The sequence below is a fragment of the Wolbachia endosymbiont of Tribolium confusum genome, from assembly GCF_020405475.1.
In the GTDB taxonomy this organism is placed as follows: Bacteria; Pseudomonadota; Alphaproteobacteria; order Rickettsiales; family Anaplasmataceae; genus Wolbachia.
This window is the reverse complement of the sequence record NZ_JAIZNT010000002.1, coordinates 102,723-121,406: the sequence shown is the minus strand read 5'-3', so window position 1 is coordinate 121,406 and position 18,684 is coordinate 102,723. Positions and strand designations below refer to the sequence as shown.

At 34.8% G+C, this 18,684-nt stretch carries 14 protein-coding genes and 1 tRNA gene; 10 read left to right on the top strand and 5 right to left on the bottom strand.

What is annotated here, in order from left to right; genetic code table 11:
• Window positions 1-44: 44 nt before the first annotated feature.
• Entirely contained in the window at window positions 45-3,365 is a 3,321-nt protein-coding gene (gene dnaE / locus LEM02_RS02280) for a DNA polymerase III subunit alpha (protein WP_226079557.1), read from the bottom strand.
• Window positions 3,366-3,565: 200 nt separating this feature from the next.
• Between dnaE and LEM02_RS02275 the strand changes: the two genes are divergently transcribed.
• The 3 genes from LEM02_RS02275 (at window position 3,566) to LEM02_RS02265 (ending at window position 4,728) form a co-directional block, all read left to right on the top strand.
• Window positions 3,566-3,991 carry an ankyrin repeat domain-containing protein gene (locus LEM02_RS02275; RefSeq protein WP_226079556.1) on the top strand — a complete coding sequence of 142 codons (426 nt, stop codon included), beginning with the start codon at window positions 3,566-3,568 and terminating at the stop codon, window positions 3,989-3,991.
• A 93-nt stretch (window positions 3,992-4,084) separates the two neighbouring features.
• Window positions 4,085-4,345 carry a hypothetical protein gene (locus tag LEM02_RS02270; protein ID WP_226079555.1) on the top strand — a complete coding sequence of 87 codons (261 nt, stop codon included), beginning with the start codon at window positions 4,085-4,087 and terminating at the stop codon, window positions 4,343-4,345.
• A 206-nt stretch (window positions 4,346-4,551) separates the two neighbouring features.
• Window positions 4,552-4,728 carry a hypothetical protein gene (locus LEM02_RS02265; protein WP_226079554.1) on the top strand — a complete coding sequence of 59 codons (177 nt, stop codon included), beginning with the start codon at window positions 4,552-4,554 and terminating at the stop codon, window positions 4,726-4,728.
• Window positions 4,729-4,791: 63 nt separating this feature from the next.
• On the opposite strand, the gene LEM02_RS02260 is transcribed toward LEM02_RS02265, so the two are convergent.
• Window positions 4,792-5,760, bottom strand: a complete 969-nt coding sequence (locus tag LEM02_RS02260; RefSeq protein ID WP_226079553.1) for an LD-carboxypeptidase — start codon at window positions 5,758-5,760, stop codon at window positions 4,792-4,794.
• On the bottom strand, window positions 5,760-6,377 hold the full coding sequence (lipB, locus tag LEM02_RS02255) for a lipoyl(octanoyl) transferase LipB (protein ID WP_226079552.1): 618 nt from the start codon (window positions 6,375-6,377) through the stop codon (window positions 5,760-5,762). Before lipB ends, LEM02_RS02260 begins: the two co-directional genes overlap by 1 nt.
• A gap of 239 nt (window positions 6,378-6,616) precedes the next feature.
• On the opposite strand from lipB, the gene LEM02_RS02250 reads away from it, so the two are divergent.
• From LEM02_RS02250 to LEM02_RS02235, 4 genes are all read left to right on the top strand, one after another.
• The gene (locus LEM02_RS02250; RefSeq protein WP_226079551.1) at window positions 6,617-8,224 is read left to right on the top strand and encodes a hypothetical protein; all 1,608 of its coding nucleotides are present in this window, start codon (window positions 6,617-6,619) and stop codon (window positions 8,222-8,224) included.
• A 169-nt stretch (window positions 8,225-8,393) separates the two neighbouring features.
• Window positions 8,394-9,569, top strand: coding sequence for a phage portal protein (locus tag LEM02_RS02245; protein ID WP_226079550.1), 1,176 nt, complete (start codon window positions 8,394-8,396; stop codon window positions 9,567-9,569).
• A gap of 52 nt (window positions 9,570-9,621) precedes the next feature.
• Complete coding sequence (locus tag LEM02_RS02240; RefSeq protein WP_226079549.1) at window positions 9,622-10,614, top strand: ankyrin repeat domain-containing protein; 993 nt, start codon at window positions 9,622-9,624, stop codon at window positions 10,612-10,614.
• A gap of 129 nt (window positions 10,615-10,743) precedes the next feature.
• Window positions 10,744-11,193 (top strand): ankyrin repeat domain-containing protein, encoded by a 450-nt coding sequence (locus tag LEM02_RS02235; RefSeq protein WP_226079548.1) that lies wholly within the window; start codon window positions 10,744-10,746, stop codon window positions 11,191-11,193.
• A 69-nt stretch (window positions 11,194-11,262) separates the two neighbouring features.
• On the opposite strand, the gene LEM02_RS02230 is transcribed toward LEM02_RS02235, so the two are convergent.
• Window positions 11,263-13,752 (bottom strand): AsmA-like C-terminal region-containing protein, encoded by a 2,490-nt coding sequence (locus LEM02_RS02230; RefSeq protein ID WP_226079547.1) that lies wholly within the window; start codon window positions 13,750-13,752, stop codon window positions 11,263-11,265.
• 396 nt (window positions 13,753-14,148) lie between these two features.
• The gene (gene murJ / locus LEM02_RS02225) at window positions 14,149-15,645 is read right to left on the bottom strand and encodes a murein biosynthesis integral membrane protein MurJ (RefSeq protein WP_226079546.1); all 1,497 of its coding nucleotides are present in this window, start codon (window positions 15,643-15,645) and stop codon (window positions 14,149-14,151) included.
• 123 nt (window positions 15,646-15,768) lie between these two features.
• Between murJ and LEM02_RS02220 the strand changes: the two genes are divergently transcribed.
• The 3 genes from LEM02_RS02220 (at window position 15,769) to mnmG (ending at window position 18,680) form a co-directional block, all read left to right on the top strand.
• Window positions 15,769-15,844 (top strand) — tRNA-His (locus tag LEM02_RS02220).
• 146 nt (window positions 15,845-15,990) lie between these two features.
• Window positions 15,991-16,551: a hypothetical protein gene (locus LEM02_RS02215; protein WP_226079545.1), complete on the top strand. Its 561-nt coding sequence runs from the start codon at window positions 15,991-15,993 to the stop codon at window positions 16,549-16,551.
• Between the two features lie 89 nt (window positions 16,552-16,640).
• Window positions 16,641-18,680 (top strand): tRNA uridine-5-carboxymethylaminomethyl(34) synthesis enzyme MnmG, encoded by a 2,040-nt coding sequence (mnmG, locus tag LEM02_RS02210; protein ID WP_226079544.1) that lies wholly within the window; start codon window positions 16,641-16,643, stop codon window positions 18,678-18,680.
• The last annotated feature ends 4 nt before the right edge of the window (window positions 18,681-18,684 follow it).

Genomic DNA, 18,684 nt, shown 5'->3' with positions numbered 1-18,684 from the left:
TCTTCCTTTAATATCAATTAAACACTTTATTATATAAAACTTTTTTATATAAGCAAGTTATTTGTATTAATTTCTACGCCTTTAATCCAACTTAAGTGAGATATTTCATAAATAACTTGGGGGGTGATTAAATATGCACCTGGCAACAAGATGCTTACTTTATGTTTTTCAAGAAGAAGCTCCAGCATTATCTTGGTTTTGCCTACATTTTTCAACACTAAATTCAACTCCTCAGCAACTTTCTTCGAGTCTGCACATACAGCAGTTAAAACTAATCCTCTCATTAGAGAAGTGACCTTTTCTGTAAATTCAGATATATTCTTTCCTGATAGCCTCGTCGTACTCTCCGAAATTTCAAGATCAATTACCACAAATGTCCCAGGCGAAAATAGATTCCTTTTTTCTTCTATTATTTCATTATTGTAGAATGCTATTTCAGAAACATTGTGGGGATCAGAAAGCGTGAGGATAACAAATCTTCCACGCTCTGAAGTTCTCATACGCACATTTAATATTACACCAGCAGTTTTTGTTGTCTTACTCTCTCCGATAAAACCAATATTTAATTTTTTCAAAAGAGTTCTAAATTTTTCAAGCGGATGATTAGTTAAGTAAAATCCCAGTGAAAATAACTCATGCTCTAATTTTTCCTCTTCATTAAAATCTTCCACGTTCTCAAGTTTTGGCTTCAGAATATCAAGATTACCAAATAAAGCAGCTTGATTTGACTGCCTATTTTTATTTGCAAAGTAAATCAGCGTATCTATTGATTCATATAGTTGCTTTCTATTTTGATGTACACTATCGAATGCTCCAGATTTAATTAAGCTTTCTAGTGCCCTTTTATTTATTATATGACCTGAATTTTGAACGAATTCCCATATGTCCTTATAAGGTGCATTTACTATTCCTTCTGCTATAGCAAAACCAACATTACGCAAAGCAGCAATTCCGTAGCGTATGTGCTCACTCTCTATTGAAAATTCAGCCTTAGATTTGCTGATATCAGGCGAAAGAACAGCAACTCCACTGAATTTTGCAGCATGATAAAACAAATTCAGTTTGTCTCTATCATCAATGTTGAGATTCATCAAGGCCGTAAAAAATTCTAGCGGGTAGTTAGCCTTAAGGTAAGCTGTTTGGTAAGATATAATCGCATATGCTGCAGCGTGGGATTTATTAAATCCATAACCAGCAAATTTTGCAACAAGATCAAAAATATAACTTGCCCTGTCGTAATCAACACCGTTTTTTGTTGCTCCTTGAACAAAAAGTTCACGTTGTTTATCCATCTCTTCCTTAATTTTCTTACCCATGGCACGTCTGAGTAAATCCGCCTCTGCTAAGCTATATCCAGAGAGAATACGTGCTATTTCCATTACCTGTTCTTGGTAGATTATTACTCCGAATGTTTCTTTTAACACCTCCTCAAGCAATGGATGAATGTAATCTGGCTTTTCAAGTCCATGCTTTCTTGCAACATAAGTTGGAATGTTATCCATAGGCCCTGGGCGATAAAGAGAAATTAAAGCGATGATATCTTCAATGCAGTCTGGCTTTAGTTTGATTAAAGCTTCTCTCATTCCCGAACTTTCAAGCTGAAACACTCCGATTGAATCACCTCTTGAGAGCATTTCATAGGTTCTTTGATCATTCAAAGGAACAGAGGAAATATCAAATTTTTTTTCATCACGATTAATTAAACGACATACATGATCTATTAGTGTTAGCGTACCAAGTCCAAGAAAATCAAATTTTATTAACCCAGCTTTCTCTACATATTTCATGCTGTATTGAGTGATTGGCAGAGCCGAATTTGGATCATAATAGACGGGAACAAAATTTTCTAATTTTTGATCGCATATTACAATTCCAGCAGCATGAGTTGAAACGTGACGATATATTCCTTCGAGCTTTAATGATATATCAAGAAGCTTTGCAATTACCTCATCACTATCTCGTTCTTTCTGCAGGTTTTGATCAAGCTCTATCGCTTGCGATAAAGTTACAGGATTTACTGGATTAAATGGAACCATTTTGGATATTTTATCCACCTGAGCGTAGGGCATCTGCAATACTCTACCAACGTCACGCAGCACAGCCCTTGCCTGTAATTTTCCGAAAGTGATTATTTGAGCAACATAACCGTATTTCTTTTGAACATAGTCAATAACTAAATCCCTCTTTTCCTGGCAGAAATCAATGTCAAAATCGGGCATCGATATACGATCAGGATTTAAAAATCTTTCAAAGATCAGACCAAATTTTATTGGATCAAGATCTGTAATTTGTAAGCTCCAAGCAACAATCGACCCAGCACCAGAACCTCTTCCCGGTCCAACTGGAATGCCATTTGCTTTGCTCCAACGAATGAAATCAGAAACTATCAAAAAGTAGCCAGCGTAGTTCATCGAAGTTATTACGCCTAGCTCGTAATTCAGCCGATCGTGGTATTGCTTAAGATTTATGTCCGTTTCATTTGCAATACGCAGCTTCAACCCTGAAACTGCCTGCTCCCTCAGTTCTTCATTCTCAGTTTTATTTTCTCGACAAGGAAATTTAGGCAAGATAGGCTGCCTGCTTCTTGGCATGTAAGAGCACCGCTTAGCTATCACTAAAGTGTTATGAATTGCTTCGGGAATGTCGCTGAACAGTTCCTCCATTTCTGCCACAGATTTGAAGTAATGCTCGGTAGTTAGCTTCTTTCTGTTATTCTCGAGAGCATAACTGCCCTCCGATATGCACGTTAATATATCATAAGCTTCATAATCAGATCTATTTGAAAAAAACACATCATTCGTTGCAACTAGTGGTATATTGCGCTGATAAGCAAAATCTATTAAAGCTTCTTCAAGCTCTAGCTCTTTATTCAGCCCATGACGCTGCAATTCAATATATAAATGACCATCGAATGCTGAGAGCAGTCTTTTTATCGTTTCTTTATCTTGCTTCAATAACAGTTGAGCCAATATGCCGTCATATCCACCAGTTAAGGCGATTAGGCCTGAACTTAAATTTAATAGCTCATCAAAATCAACGTAAGGAATATCGCTGTTATTCTTGCGCTTTTTAAAAGACTCACTCACCAAGGTGACTAAATTAGTGTACCCTTGTTCATTTTTTGCAAGTAGCAGTATTGATAAATTTTGTTCTAAGTGTCGAACAATAATATTGCATCCTATTATTAGCTGTATTCCCCTATTAGCTGCATATTCTGCAAATTCAAGTGAGCCAAATAAGTTACCTGAGTCAGTAACTGCAACTGCCGGCATTTTGTTCTGCAAACAAAGACCAATCAGCTCCTCAATTTTAACCGAACTCTCAAGCAGAGAATAAACGCTATGAACACGCAAGTGTATGAACATAAAAAACTTTAGATTAGCAATAAAAGGATAACATTAATTTGCTCGTAGGGATATGAAAAGGTCTAACACTGAAATAACACCAAAGAGGCTATTTGAATCTAATTTACTATTCACAATCCCGGTTATTAGCTTGTTTTAATTGACTTTTTATCATAATCATGTAATAATTAAACATATTGTTTGATATTGAAGGTAGAATTATGACAGGAGAATATGAATCACTGAAAAAAGTACTGAGTACGATTGAGGTTAAGGAAGGCTTAAATAAAGATAATATAATTGAGGAAATACAAGAAGAACTAAAGAAACAGGATCAAGGTCTATATCAAGAGTGGGAGAAAGGTGAATTTGATGTAAATCATGGATTTAATATTCCCCCCTATGGAAAATTGACGTTATTAATGATAGCTGCTGAGTATGGTCACGAAAAGACAGTAGAGGTTTTACTAAAAAAAGGAGCAAATGTTAATGAGAAAGATTACTTCGATAGGACTCCTTTGCATTTAACTGTTTTTAGTGGTCACGAAAGTGTAGTAAATGCTTTAATTGCAGCAGGAGCAGATGTTAACGCAGTAGATAGAGATGAATGGACTCCTTTAGATTATGCTGAAAAGCATGCCAAGTAGTGTGCTAAAGAGTATGGTGAAGTTTATGCTGAAGGTTATGCTAATAGTAAAAACGTAATAAAAGCTATATTAGAGGCAGGAGGAGGCTCTTTTTTGAAAGCACGTAATAAAGCAATGATTGCAGGTGGGGTAACTACATTATTAGGTACTGCCATAGCAGTGGCACTTTTTACAACTGGAATAATTACAGCTCAGTTGGTACCTATAGTTATATCAGTGGTTGCAATTGCAGCAGCAGCACTGGTAGTTGGTTGTGCTACATATGCATTGTTAAAGCCTAGTACTAAATTTGATGGAGCAGAAAAACCATCTGCCGTCTTAACAACAAATGAACAGCAAGAAGCTGCTATATAGTAGAGCGCGTTACGCGCATCTGTACAGAGTTGAAGATGTCATGCAAGTAGCTGACACTGGAATCTATATAAAGGCAATCTAGTTTACTCATTTAAAGTGAAGTTTTCTGGATCCCAGTGTCTAGGCACTGGGATGACAAGAAGGGGGGATACTCGGATGACAACGGAGGTGCTGGGATGACAGGAGTATGAGATAAAGCTACTTGAATGACACTCATATTCCAGTGCGTGACGCACAATTGTACGAACATTACAATATGGAGTATAGTAAACGGTGTCATTCCAGCACTTGATGCTGGAATCCAGAAATTTTTTGAGCACAAAAGTTATGCTAAGTTCTTATTGGTAAGAAAGTCTAGATCCCAGTGTCAAGCACTGGAATGACACCAAAGAGACTACTCGGTATGACAAGAAAAGGTGCTAGAATGACAGGAGTGTGAGATAAAGCTACTTGTATAACTGTTGCACATCCATAAACTCCTTCTCGTCTTGAACGCTAATGGTAGCGTGAGTGTTAAGAGGTAAAGGGTCATTTGTATGTCCATGTCCTACTCCTTTTATTGTAAATACTGGAAAGTTAACACTTTTTGCAAACCTTTCTTTTACAATTTCAACAAGATTATCATTATAACAGTTAATAAAGTCTCCAAAGATTACTGCATGTACTCCATCAAAAATATGAGCTTGTTTTAGGTGATCTAAACTGCGTTCAATTGAATATGGATAAACTCTTATGTCTTCTAAAAATAGAATTTTGTTTTTTGCGTTTATTTGCCAAGCAGTTCCTATGCTATTTTCAACCAAAGTCATATTACCACCGATGATTTTAGACTCTAATCTGCCATTTTTTAGTCTAACTCCATTATTTATCATCTTTAAGTTGTCAAATCTGATAGAGTTGCATTGGTTAAGAATTAATTCTTTTAATTTTTCAACAGAGCTTTCAGCAACAGAGTTATTTACTATCATTTCCAACATGGTACCGTGAAGAGTTTGCCAGTCATATTTAACTTGCAGATAAATATGTAAAGCAGTGATATCACTATAGCCTATAAGAATTTTTTTGTTTTGAGCAATTCTTTCTTTTTTATCATTGGGCAGCTTTTCTAGGTAAGGAATTAGCCGAGAAGCCCCTTCTCCCCCTCTGATACACCAAATTATTTTGCTATCATCAGTGAGCGCATTAACCAAATCATTCGCTCTAAACTCATCAGAGTTAGAATAAAATGGGTTATCATTACTGTATATTTTCTCCGAAATATGGGGATTAAAACCCAAAGTTTTTACGTATTCTCTTATAGTAGGCAGATCTGATTCTTTTCCTTTCGAAGAAGGAGCAATAATATCAACTTGATTGATTGTGTGTGCAGGATTAGTGAGTAAAAGGCATAGAAAATAAAGAATAAAGAAATACATTAAAATATCTTATGAAACTCTTGCTTTAATATATCATCTAATTCGCAAAGAGAAACTCTTACTCCTAGTTTTTCCATTGATGTAACGCCATAATCTTTTATTCCACAGGGAATAATACCCTTATAGTGGGAAAGGTTTGGAGAGACATTAAGTGCTATGCCATGATAAGTTACCCATTTTCTCAAGCGAATGCCAAAAGCTGCTATTTTTTCTTCTACTCCGTTGTTGTTCACCCAAATGCCTATTCTATCTTCCTTAAATTCCCCAAGTATATTAAAGTGTTTTAAAACATTTATGATCCAATTACTTAGGTCCCTGATATACAGCTTGATGTCACATTTGTTTCTTTTTTTGAGGTTTAGCATTAAGTATATAATGCGCTGCCCTGGTCCGTGATATGTATATTTACCACCCCTGCCTGTTTTGTATATCGGAAGTAATTTTTCAACAATGTCATCGTCTGTTGCACCGATTCCTGCAGTATAAAGTGGAGGGTGCTGGAGCAGCCATACTAGCTCGTCAGATAAATTATTGTAAATTTGTTGAATTTTTGCTTCCATGAATTTTATAGCATGGTTATAATCAGTAAATTGGTTAGAGATTAGCCATTCTGTCATATTCAATTTCTTTTATTTAATTTTATAATACTTACTTGATTTTCAAGCAAGTTTAGGCTTTTGGTAAGCTTTTAAAGCTTTCCGTATAAAGCTATATAGGGCTTTTGTAACAAAAAAGGAAAGTTATCACCTAATAATAAAGAATTTGACATATATTGCTAGATACGCTTATATTTTTAATAAATACTTAATATTCATGTTAAATTAAAATATTTTGGTTAATTTTATAGGGGAATTTTATGTTAGGTACAACACAAGAAAATCAAAATGAATTAGGTCAGTTTAATCAAGAACAATGGGATCAATTCGTAGAAAACTCGATTAAAAAGGAAAAGGAAGATTTAGAAGTAGTAAAAGAACAATCTAAGAAAAATAAAAAGGAAAATATAGAAACTCTGGAAAAACATTTCCATGATAGAACAATTCAGCCTATAAGCGAGTTCAAGAAAGTAGGAGAGAAAGAAGCAGGCTGCAGCTCAGGATTTCAAGCAGAGCATGAGTATAGTAACAATGAAGGTGATAAGGCAACTTTCATGATTAAGTCTGTTCTAAACCACACGCTTACAGAAAAGGAAAAACAGTCTAAGCTAGCACAATTCAAAGAATCCTTTTACAAAGGATCAAGAAAAGCTACAAAATTGCAAAACCCTTATCTGTCAGATTCTGTAATAGACAATAATATTGATCAATTATGGCAGAAGATAGAAAGCAATATATGTTATGATGACCTCAATATTGCTGATTTTATCAGGGAATATGTTGCTGGTGATTTATATAAGCTGTTTTTATATGACAGAGCTCCAATTGTTGAATTGGTAACAAATAACGATTTGCCAAAGGAAAGATTTGCTAATGGTAATGATCAATTTAAAGAGCACATTGAGCAAGAGAAAAATCAAGATCAGCTTCACTTGAGATCAAAGTTTTTGGATAAATTTACAACATTAATGGATCTTAAGAAAAAAGGTGAAAATTACCAAGATGCAAAAGGTTTTGAGAAAATACTGGCTGCTCAAATATTGCTTGGAGAAACTGATATTATACAACCAGAAAATTTTGGTGTAATAGAAAAGGAATATGAAAATGCAAAAGAAAAACTCTGGGAAAAAATTGATCATGGTAGATCATTTTATTTGAGCTTTAGTAGCACCAAGGATTATTTACAAAACTTCTTTAGCTTTCTGACTATATTGAAAAGTTACGGTATAAAAATAGATCTAGAAAAGTTATCGAAAGAATTAGGTGATTTTATTGACTGCTATGATAAGAACAAAAAAAAATTTGAAACCTTAATAGATAGAAAGGAAAGCACTTTAAATCATGTATTGAATCCTAAAATGCAATTTAGGCTTGAGTATATCGATGGATCCAAATTACATAATAGGAATTTTAGTTATATGGACGGAGAATTTAAAAACCAGAAAAAGATGGCAAATTTGTCTTGTTTGTTTTCTCCTATGCAAGCTGCTTCTTATGACTCTCCAGGTATTAGTTTGAGTGATTACTTTAAGCAAAACTTAGAGACCCAAGTTAAAATGGCAAGAAGTCTTACTGGTCCATTGAAAGATCTTGCTGGACCATGGAAAAATTTCGATAGAATTGAAAGGATTCATAGCTACATAACCAAACCTTCATTCTATCTATTTGTTCCAACGTTAATAGCCGCTATATTTACAAGTGGAACTTTAGGCACAGCTTTTACTGTAGCTGCAGCAGTTACAGGGATGTGCATGCTTGTTGGAATAGTGACAAGCATTTGTCTTTATGCTTATGCATTAAATAGCTGCAATAGCAAAATTAACGATCCAAAAATTGAGGAATTCCAAAGAGAACCTCAGCTTTGTTAACAGCTTATGCCTTCTTTGGATGACGCTAATTTCTTTATGACGGTGTCATCCAAGTAGCCCCTATTTGTCATCCCAGTGCTTGACACTGGGATGACATCATTCTTGTAACACTAATTGATATAATTCAACTACAATTTCAAATTTTTAACAAAATTTTCAGGAGGCACATATGAATTTTAACATTTTTCAAAGAAAGAAAAGCAGTGAATACTCTGCTTTGCAACTAATGATGGAACCAAGTTGGAGTAGGCGCGATTATGCAAGTTTTGCTGAGGAAGGCTACATAAAAAATGTCATTGCCTTTCGAGCAATTAATATGATCGCAAGTGCTGCATCTTCGGTACCTTTTACTCTCTGTCAGCTTACTGACCAGGGAAAATCACAACTAAAAACACATCCTTTACTAAAATTACTTTATTCTCCTAATCCAATGACATCAAAATCGGAATTTATTGAAGGGATTGTGACTTATCGATTAGTTAATGGCAATTCTTATGTATTGATGATTGAGGCGCAGAACAAACCAACAGAGCTTTATCTTCTGCGCCCCGATAGAGTTGAAATTATTCCAGGGAGAAGTAACGTTCCTTATGCCTATCGTTATACCGTAAATAACAACAGTTATGACTTTAAAGTTGATAAATTGACTGGGCGTTCAACAGTACTGCATCTTAAAACCTTTAACCCTTTGAATGATTGGTATGGACTATCACCAATTGAGGCAGCTGCATATAGTATAGATCAGCATAACCAAGCGGGAGCTTGGAATCAGGCAATGCTGCAAAATGGAGCAAGACCAAGTGGTGCAATAGTTGTAAAATCAGAAAAGGATGGAAGTGGTGGAAACTTAAGTCAAGAGCAGTACCAACGCTTAAAAGGACAGATAAATGATCATTACTCAGGTCCTGTCAATGCTGGAAGACCTATATTGCTTGAAGGGGGCCTAGAGTGGAAGGAAATGAGCTTATCACCGAGGGATATGGATTTTATTGAGTCAAAGCATAGCTCAGCTCGTGATATTGCGCTAGCTTTTGGCGTTCCGCCGCAGTTGCTTGGCATACCAGGTGATAACACTTACAGTAATTTAGTTGAAGCACGTCTTTCCCTTTGGGAACAGACAGTCTTACCGACGCTAGAAAATATTATCTGTCACCTAAATTCTTGGCTAGTGCTCAAGTTTGGCAAAGATTTATGTTTGTCATATGATAAAGACGCGATAGAAATTCTAATGGAAAAAAGGCAAAAGATGTGGAAATACGTGGAAAACGCAAGCTTCATGACGCTCAATGAAAAAAGAGAAGCTTTTGGCTTGCAACCGTTACCCGGTGGTGATAAGTTGGGTTGATATTATTCTTTTTACATATTAAATTAATTACAATGAAATTGTGGAGTAAATTATGAATGAAAGGGAACAAAGAGAATTGGATGAACTATTAATTAATTCTTCTAAAGGAGAGAATATACGGCAGATTACGGAGTTGATAGAAGCTGGAGCAAATATTAATGCAGTAACAACTGGGCAAAAGGAGACTCCTTTACATATTGCAGTTAGGTATGGTCATAAGGAAGTAGCAGAATTGCTGCTTGATAGAGAGGCAAATATTAATGCAGTAGAAAGGCGAAAATGGACTCCTTTACATGCTGCAGTTAAAAATGGCAAGATGGAGGTAGCAGAATTGCTGCTTGATAGAGGAGCAAATGTTAATGCAGTAGATAATCTGGATATGACTCCTTTACATTTTGCACTTAAGTATAATCGGGAGGAATTAGTAAGGTTGCTGCTTGATAGAGGAGCAAATGTTAATGCAGTAGACAAGAAAGGAAGGTCCCCTTTATCTATTGTAGCTAGTGATGATTACCAAATAGGGTATTGCGATAAACCGATGGTAGTAAGAACTATAATTGCATATGCTGTGGTACATAGTGGTATCACAACGAAACCAGAGTGTATTGTCAAAAATATTGAATTGTCCAAATTTTGGGATGATTATCAGAATGAGATTATGAACGTCAGGCTTAGTAACAGCACTATATCTTTATATCAGTTTTTGCGAGAGACTGATGAGAATAAATTAGCAGGTTATTTGTCTGGTAGAGAATATGATGAAATAAGGTGTTCTGACGCATTGGAATATATATCAGAATTTCCTGAACACGTTGATACGATAGTAAGCCAATTTGATAAGGCATCGAACAGAAGGGATTTATTAGATAAAAGTAAAGCAGCTATAGAGAATTCTAATTTGTGGGTGTTACATCAAGTTTTTGACGAAATAACTTATCACTTAACAGGTAAAGAGTTAAAGAACATTATAGAGGCATTTCCAAGTCAGAATTTGGATAATCCAAGTGCTGAACAACTTCAAGCAGCTGCTCAAGCTCATAATTAGAGTAATGTACACAGGCCTATGCTCATTATAAAAGGAGAAACTTTTACCGTTACCCGGTGGTGATGCGTTGAATTGATATTTATATAGTGTAGATATTTATACTAAGCTGTAAGAAATTAGAGGTATGTTATGTATCCAGAACAAGAAAATTCAGTAAGTAATTCTCGATTTACTCTTCCTCATATAGAATTGTCATCGAGACGCAAAGCAAATATTAATGCAGCAGATCGTAATGGTGAAACTCCTTTACATTATGCTGCTAAAAAAAATTGCTTAGAGCAAGTGAAATTATTGCTTAAAAAAGGAGCAGTTATTGATGTAAGAAATCGTTTCGGTTATACTCCTTTATACCATGCTGTTCGTTCAGGCCACACAAGTATGGTAAAATTATTGCTTGAAAAAGGAGCAGATATTAATATACCAAGTAATTCTTGTGTTACTGTTTTACATTTATCTGTTCTCAAAGACTATAAGGAGATAACACGTTTATTGCTTGGAGAGACAAAGAGTCCAAGCACAAGCTGCAGCGACGCAAGCATTGAGAGGATACAAACAATCAATCAGTTTTATCATTGGTGAGAGTAGAACATCTTTTACTAAGGTCTAACTTAAAGACAGATGGTCCCTTAAATCCTACATCTAAATGAGTTAACTATTTTTCTTGCTAACTAAGGTGTTGTAAATTTGGTCTACATCAAAACTCATCTTAGGGCACCAAATAGGGCCATCTAAGTGTGCCTCGATATAAAGAGGACTATTATGATTTGGTAGTATGAAAAAGAGTCTGAATATAGAAGTTAAGGAGAAATTAGATAAGATTAAATTAGAAGAGATAGAACCTGATGCTTGATCGGTACTAAACTGTGAACTAGTTGAACATACACCACTGTTAATACTTACTTTTCCATTAATATTTTCAAAAAGCGTACTGCCATTATATATATCAACGTAAGCAAGCTTGGAAATTTCAGGTTTATTCTTACTGCTTAACAACTTAGTGATGAATGAATTAAAATCCACATTTGTAAACTCTATTTTCTGTGCTTGAAAGTTTACATTTCCTGATAAGTTACTAGCCCAATCATCAAAGCTTGTCCCTTGAGTTTTGATTTCACCACTTAAGCTTATCTTGCCATTTATGTTATTAACTCCTATAACTTCCTTGGTGTCCAAATTTGCAATAGAAAATTTTGTGTGAATTGAGCCTGCTTTTAGATAACCCTGAAAAAACATTTGTCCATGTTCTAGTATGTAACTTATCTGTTTGATAGTGATAGTGTTGTTTCTTATCACTGTATCCAAGTTAAAATCTTTTAAGACGTTTTGCCCAATTTTAAATTCTGTAGTTTTGATTTGCACGTTTGCATCAAAATCTTCTTTCTCATCTAAAAAATTAAGCTGCTTTGTTGACCATTGAATTTGATTTATTTCATTTCTTGAGTTTCTTTTTACCTCTAATAGTTTTGGTAATTCAAAGATATTTCCATTAAATTTATTACCTGTAAAGTTTACGTCTAATAAAGGCTTAGTGTATTTTTGATCCACTAATATTTTTACACTACCGGTAATGTCGAAATCTTCTCCGAATAACTTTATTTTATCTGCAACTAGCTTGTTCTCTTGTATTTTTAATGAAAAATCCAAATCTTCAATTTTTGTACCATTGAATATAGAATCTTTAACACTAGTTCTTATATTTACATCATATTTAAGATTTTTCAGCCATTGCACTTTGCTGAATAATGAATAATCATATTTATCTATATTAATGTTATGTATGCTAAATTTACTATCGATCATATTGTGTTTTTTTGTGTGATTTACCTTAATTGATCCTTGCCAAGATTCTTTGTTATTTAGCAATCTGATATCTGAAAGAGATAATATTCTAGGTGCTAAATATAGTTTAGAACTTGCTGTAAATTGACTTTTCTCTCTTTCTTGCATCTTGATAGAAGGTAAAATATGTGAGATGAACGACTCACCCTTTATCAATATATCACCATTAAATTCAGACAAGTTGCCATTGTTTGAAACTCTTCCTGATAAGCGAGATATATTATTGGTTCCAGGAAATTGAAGAAGAGTATCAACGTTTATTTCGCCATTAGCAAATTTTAGCGTAGCATGAAATTTGTCCAATATCCTGTTTTGATATTGAATATTTGAAGCTTCCATATTAAAATCCAAGCTCAGGTTCTTTGGCACAACCTCTCTAAAAGATTCTAAAAGACCCTTCATATCTGTTGTTTTGTGTGAGCCGTTTTTTAGGTCGACTTTACTAAAACTAATATTGATATTAGTATGATCACTTTTTCTATCATTTTGTATTATACCAGTGCCTTGCATGCTTTTGGACTCAATTTTTAAATCAGTTGCCGTAAACTCGCTTTCATTGAGATTGATATTGGATGATATCTCAATATTTTCGCTGGGAATCACATAAGAAAGGAAGCTAAGATTAATGATTTTTGCTAAATTGCTCACAGAACCGGAACTGTTATTGATTGTCAGTGTTAAATTACCCTGTTGATTTCTATTACCTTTAAATAGCAAATTTGCAAAATTTGAATCAACACTAATGTGTACATTATTTTTTGTTACATTAACCTTTCCAGAAAAATCGTAATTGTTGTCACCAATCTGTACTTCACCAAAAAACTGCTTATTTTTTTTTATAGCAACTTCCTTGATGTTAATGGTATCGGCGTTAAAACTTATTTGGCTGTCCTTTATTAATATATCAACTATATTATCATTGGCTTTCGTATTTATAATATTAAGTAAATTTTCTTTGTTGCTTTTCATGCCCAAAAATGAGATTGACTTTGGTTGCAATGAAAATGAAAACAACGATAATAGCGATGGCCTTATTTCAATTTTTTTTGCACTAATTAAATCTGATAATTTTTGCTCCTTGTTTTTGTTATATTGTACATATACATTGTGAATAGTAAGTTTTGGAGTAATGAGCGAAACTTCAATTTTTCCTCCAACATGTACTTTAGCATCATACGTCTTCTCTAACTCTTTTACGATATATTCTCTGTAGCCACTCCAATCCTTAAAAGTTGCAGCAACGTGCATGAGAATTAATAGCAACGAGATTGATAATATGGCATATAAAGAAAGTTTCATAATATACCTCTCATTCCAGCATCCCTTCTCGTCTTGTCATCCCAGTCTGGGATCCAGGAAATTTGATTAGACATTAAGTTAATTAGCAAAAAAGTAGCTATTCTTATGTTAAAACACAGCATTTTTACATGAGAAGCTGGTCTGATGAGCACTGGGTTCCCAGTGGAAATTGCTCTCAAACCACAACACTTATACAGTTGTGTGTGTGACACTGTGATCCAGTGTGACTTAAATAAGGTTTTCCAGATTATATAATCAACAAAATTTCTGGATCCCAGTGTCAAGCACTGGGATGACAGGAATAGGTGCTGGAATGACAGGAATAGGTTATGGGATGAAAGGAGTGGATATTGGAATAGTAGCTGAAATGACATATAGCAATACAAAGGGTGTAATTTATACATATTTCAAATTATTCAAATTTCCTCTAAAAATTAGGTAAAGAGTGATAGAATAAATAATAACACTCAAAGCTATTAAAGTTACTAAATAAACAATACGAGCTAGCCCTCTATCGAAAAACAACCCTGCTGATAAGTAATTAGAGAGATAAAGAACTATTGACATAACCAATGTTGCAGTGAGAATTTTTACAATATTTATTAATAATGCTTGGCTAATCTTATACATCTTATTTATTGTTAAATAATTAATCAATAAAATAGAATTTATCCAAGTGGAAATGGAAGTAGCAATAGCAATTCCTATATGTTGGTATTTGTTCATTAATATGAGATTTAGTATTACATTAATTCCAAGGCACGTTAATGAGAACATAGTTGGTATTTTTAGCTTTCCCCTAGCAAAGAATGTGGGTAGCAATACTTTATTTATAATAGATGCGGGTAAAGAAAGAGAAAATGCTACTAATGTAGGAACAGTTTGCTGCACTGCATAATAATCAAATCGGCCGTAAGAAAAAAGCGTAAGTAAAATTATGTCAGGAATAATGATAAAAGCAGCAGTTATTGGCATAATTAATATTAACCCTATATTAAGGGCCTTGTTCTGTATTTTGACTATATTCTCAGTATCATTTATTCGTTTTGAAATCAGAGGAAGAAGTACTGTACCAATTGCAGTGCCAATTACTCCTTGCGGTAGTTGATTTAGTCTATCGGCATAATATATATAAGAAACTGCATTTGGTATAAAACTCGCCATGATTGTGTCAATCCATACACTTATTTGTATTACACAATTGTTGATAATTGCAGGTATCACACGCTTGAAAAACAACTTCACTTCGTTACTTAATTCTAAACTAAAAGAAAAGAAAGCCTTTAATTTGTATGCACTAAATATTATTAAAAGTAGCTGCAAAATCCCTCCAATCAGGACGGCTATAGAAAGGTTATGAGCCGGTGTTTCAATGTAAGGTAAAAACAAACTGATGATTAAACAGAGGTTCAAAATGATTGGTGAAATAGCTGTTGAAGCAAAATGCTGTTTTACTTGCAACATTCCACCAATAAGTGATGCGATTGACACGAAGATTATGTAGGGCATCATAATTTTCGACAAAGTTACAGTAAGAGTAAATTTATTTTGGTCAAATCCAGGAGTGAAGATTTTGATCATGTAAGGGAAGAAGGTTTGTGTGATAAGGCAAAAAATTACTAGAATAATAAACGTAATGGATATTACACTACTTGCGAAATTAAATGCCTTTTTATTATCATATGACTCTGCAGAGTATAATGGTATGAATGAGGTAGTAAATGCTCCCTCTGCAAAAAACGCTCTAAATAGATTAGCAAAGCGAAACGAGGAAAAGAATATATCTGCAAGAGAGGTTGCACCAATAACCGCAGCAATCAATACATCTCTTATTAGCCCTGAGATTCTTGAAATAGTCGTAAAAAAACTAAATGTGAAAATACTTTTAAACATATCACGGTGTCAATACGATTGAGTATAATGATAAAAGCATGAATGAAAATATTTAAAACCCTCTGCAAAAGGAGATAAATCAATTGACTATTTGTGCTCGTATGTTAAATATTTTATATCTTGGCGGGCGTAGCTCAGTTGGTAGAGTGTCAGTTTGTGGTACTGAATGTCGCCAGTTCAATCCTGGTCGCTCGCCCCACTAAAAATTTCCACTTTACATAAATATAAACATTAGATATTTTTGCACAGCCGTTAGCATTCCTTGTTGCTCTAGTATTTAGATGCGGAGGGGAAGTTTGCGATTTAGAGTAAAAATGATGCCTATTAATTAGTGAGAGGGATTGTATGTATATTTGTTTGTTAGCTTATAGTATAGTGTCAGCACTAGGAGTATTAGCTTGGTGGTTAAGTTTTGACACTTCATCACCTTTAGCCATAGGTGGAATTACTGGTTGTATAGCTCCAGCATTGATTGCGGTTTTTCACGTAGGATGTTTGCTATATAAGTTTTGCAAAAGAGATCCTGTTGGGGAAAAGCATGAAAAAGCAGCAAATTTTTTGAGTTTGATGATATCTACAAGCGCTGCAATTGGAGTTACACTTGCTGGAAGCATAGCTGCTATTTTTCCTAATCCAAGAATAGGATTTACATTAATAAATGGAATGATAGGGCTGATAGCACCGATTTTAGGGCTTTTTGCAACTGTAGCTATAATACATTGTGCAGATAAAACAGCAATTACATCTGCAGTAAGTGCAATTTCGATTACAGATTCTACATATGTCAAAATATCTCAGGAAGAAGAAGTAGATGAATGTATTACCTTTCCGGAAGAAGAAGTTAATAAAAGTATCATCTTTCCCAAAGTTGAAAAAGTTTTTTCTGCGAGAGAGACGGCAGTTTGAGCTAAGTTAGTGTGCAATGTTGTAATCTGTAAAATTTGACATCAATCACTGATAGTTGGAATATTATAGAGTAGGAATTACTCAAGAAGATGCATAAGTACGACGTAGTGGTAGTAGGTGGCGGTCATGCCGGGTGTGAAGCAGCTACAGCTGCAGCTCGCCTTGGTGCAAACACACTACTTATAACTCACAAAATTTCAACTATAGGAGAGATGTCTTGTAATCCAGCAATTGGAGGAGTTGCAAAGGGTGTTGTAGTTAGAGAAGTAGACGCCCTTGATGGAATAATGGGGAGAGCTATCGACCGAGCAAGCATACACTCGGTCGTTTTAAATGGCAGCAGAGGCGCAGCGGTATGGGGCCCACGTGCACAGGCAGACCGAAAATTATACAAAAAAGCAATACAGGAAATTATTCTAAATTATAACAACTTGACAGTAAAAGAAGAGTCAGTTGACGATTTTCTTATCGAAAGTGATAGCAATGGAGAATCTTATATAAAAGCTGTAATAACAGACTCAGGTGAACGTATACTGACAAGCAGAGTTGTTTTGACTACAGGGACTTTTTTACGTGGTGTGATTCATATAGGAGAGCAAACAACTCCTTCTGGAAGAATGGGAGATAAACCTGCAATAGAGCTTGCGAACACGCTAAAGAAGTATGATTTTAAACTGGGCAGATTACGTACCGGAACTCCACCGAGGCTTGATCGTGGCACTATAAACTGGTCGGTATTACAAGAACAAGTGGGTGACAATCCACCTACACCATTTTCTTATCTTACAGAGAAAATTAACCAGCCTCAGGTTTCATGTTTTATTACTCATACTAATGAACATACACACAGAGTAATTCGAGAGAATCTTCACAGATCAGCTTCTTCATATTTAGATAACGTTATTGCACCAAGATACTGCCCATCAATTGAAACTAAAGTTAAAAAATTTGCAGAAAAAAATAATCACCAAATATTTCTAGAACCAGAAGGGATTGATGATAACACTATATATCCAAATGGAATTTCAAATTCATTGCCCATCCAAGTGCAGTGTGAAATGATAAGGAGTATCAAAGGACTCGAAAATGCAGAAATATTAAGACCTGGATATACGGTTGAGTATGATTATATCGATCCACGAGAGTTATTTCATACTCTCGAAACTAAGAAAGTGAAAGGTTTATATTTTGCCGGTCAAATCAATGGTACCACTGGATATGAAGAAGCAGCAGGACAAGGAATTATTGCTGGAATTAACGCAGCACTTTCTGCATCTTTTGTTCTTCATCGTACAGATTCATATATCGGCGTAATGATAGATGATCTGGTCACTAAGGGGATAGCGGAGCCTTACAGATTATTCACCTCGCGTGCGGAATATAGGCTAGCAATCAGGTCAGATAATGCAGATAGAAGATTGACACAAAAAGGTTATGACATCTCTCTTGTGTCGCATGAGAGATACTCTGTTTTGCAGGGTAAACTTAAATCCATTAAGCAACTTGAGGAGAAATTAGAGAGCCTAACAATCACTCCTGAGCAGCTCAGGTCCTATGGCATTAAAATATCTTATGATGGAATAAGAAAAACAGCATTAGATTTGCTCGGTTATCCAAATATTGACTGGAATAAATTACGAGAAATATGGCCAGAGTTAAACATGGATTCCAGTGTCAGCTACTTGCATAACACCAAAGCACCTCTTCCTGTCATCCAAGTAGCTGACACTGGAATCCAGTACTTGAATGATGATAGAATGGATGCAGTTGACACTGAAAAAAATGTAGATTCCAGCGTCATGTGCTGGAATAACACTATAACTGATAGCATAGCCAAGAATGAAATATATGAAGCAGTTGCAATTAAAGCAAAATACAAGCCTTATTTAGTAAGACAAGAAGCAGATATGAAGTTTCTACAAGAGGAAGTTAATACTCAAATTCCAACTAATTTCAACTACTCACAGATTAAAGGCTTGTCAACTGAAGTGATAGAGAAGTTGCAATCAATAAAACCAGCAACAATTGGCATTGCAAAGCAAATACAGGGCATTACTCCAGCAGCAATAGTTAGCATATTAGTGTACCTTAGGAATAAGAAAACGAAAATAGCTGCTAATTCTGCGTAAGATA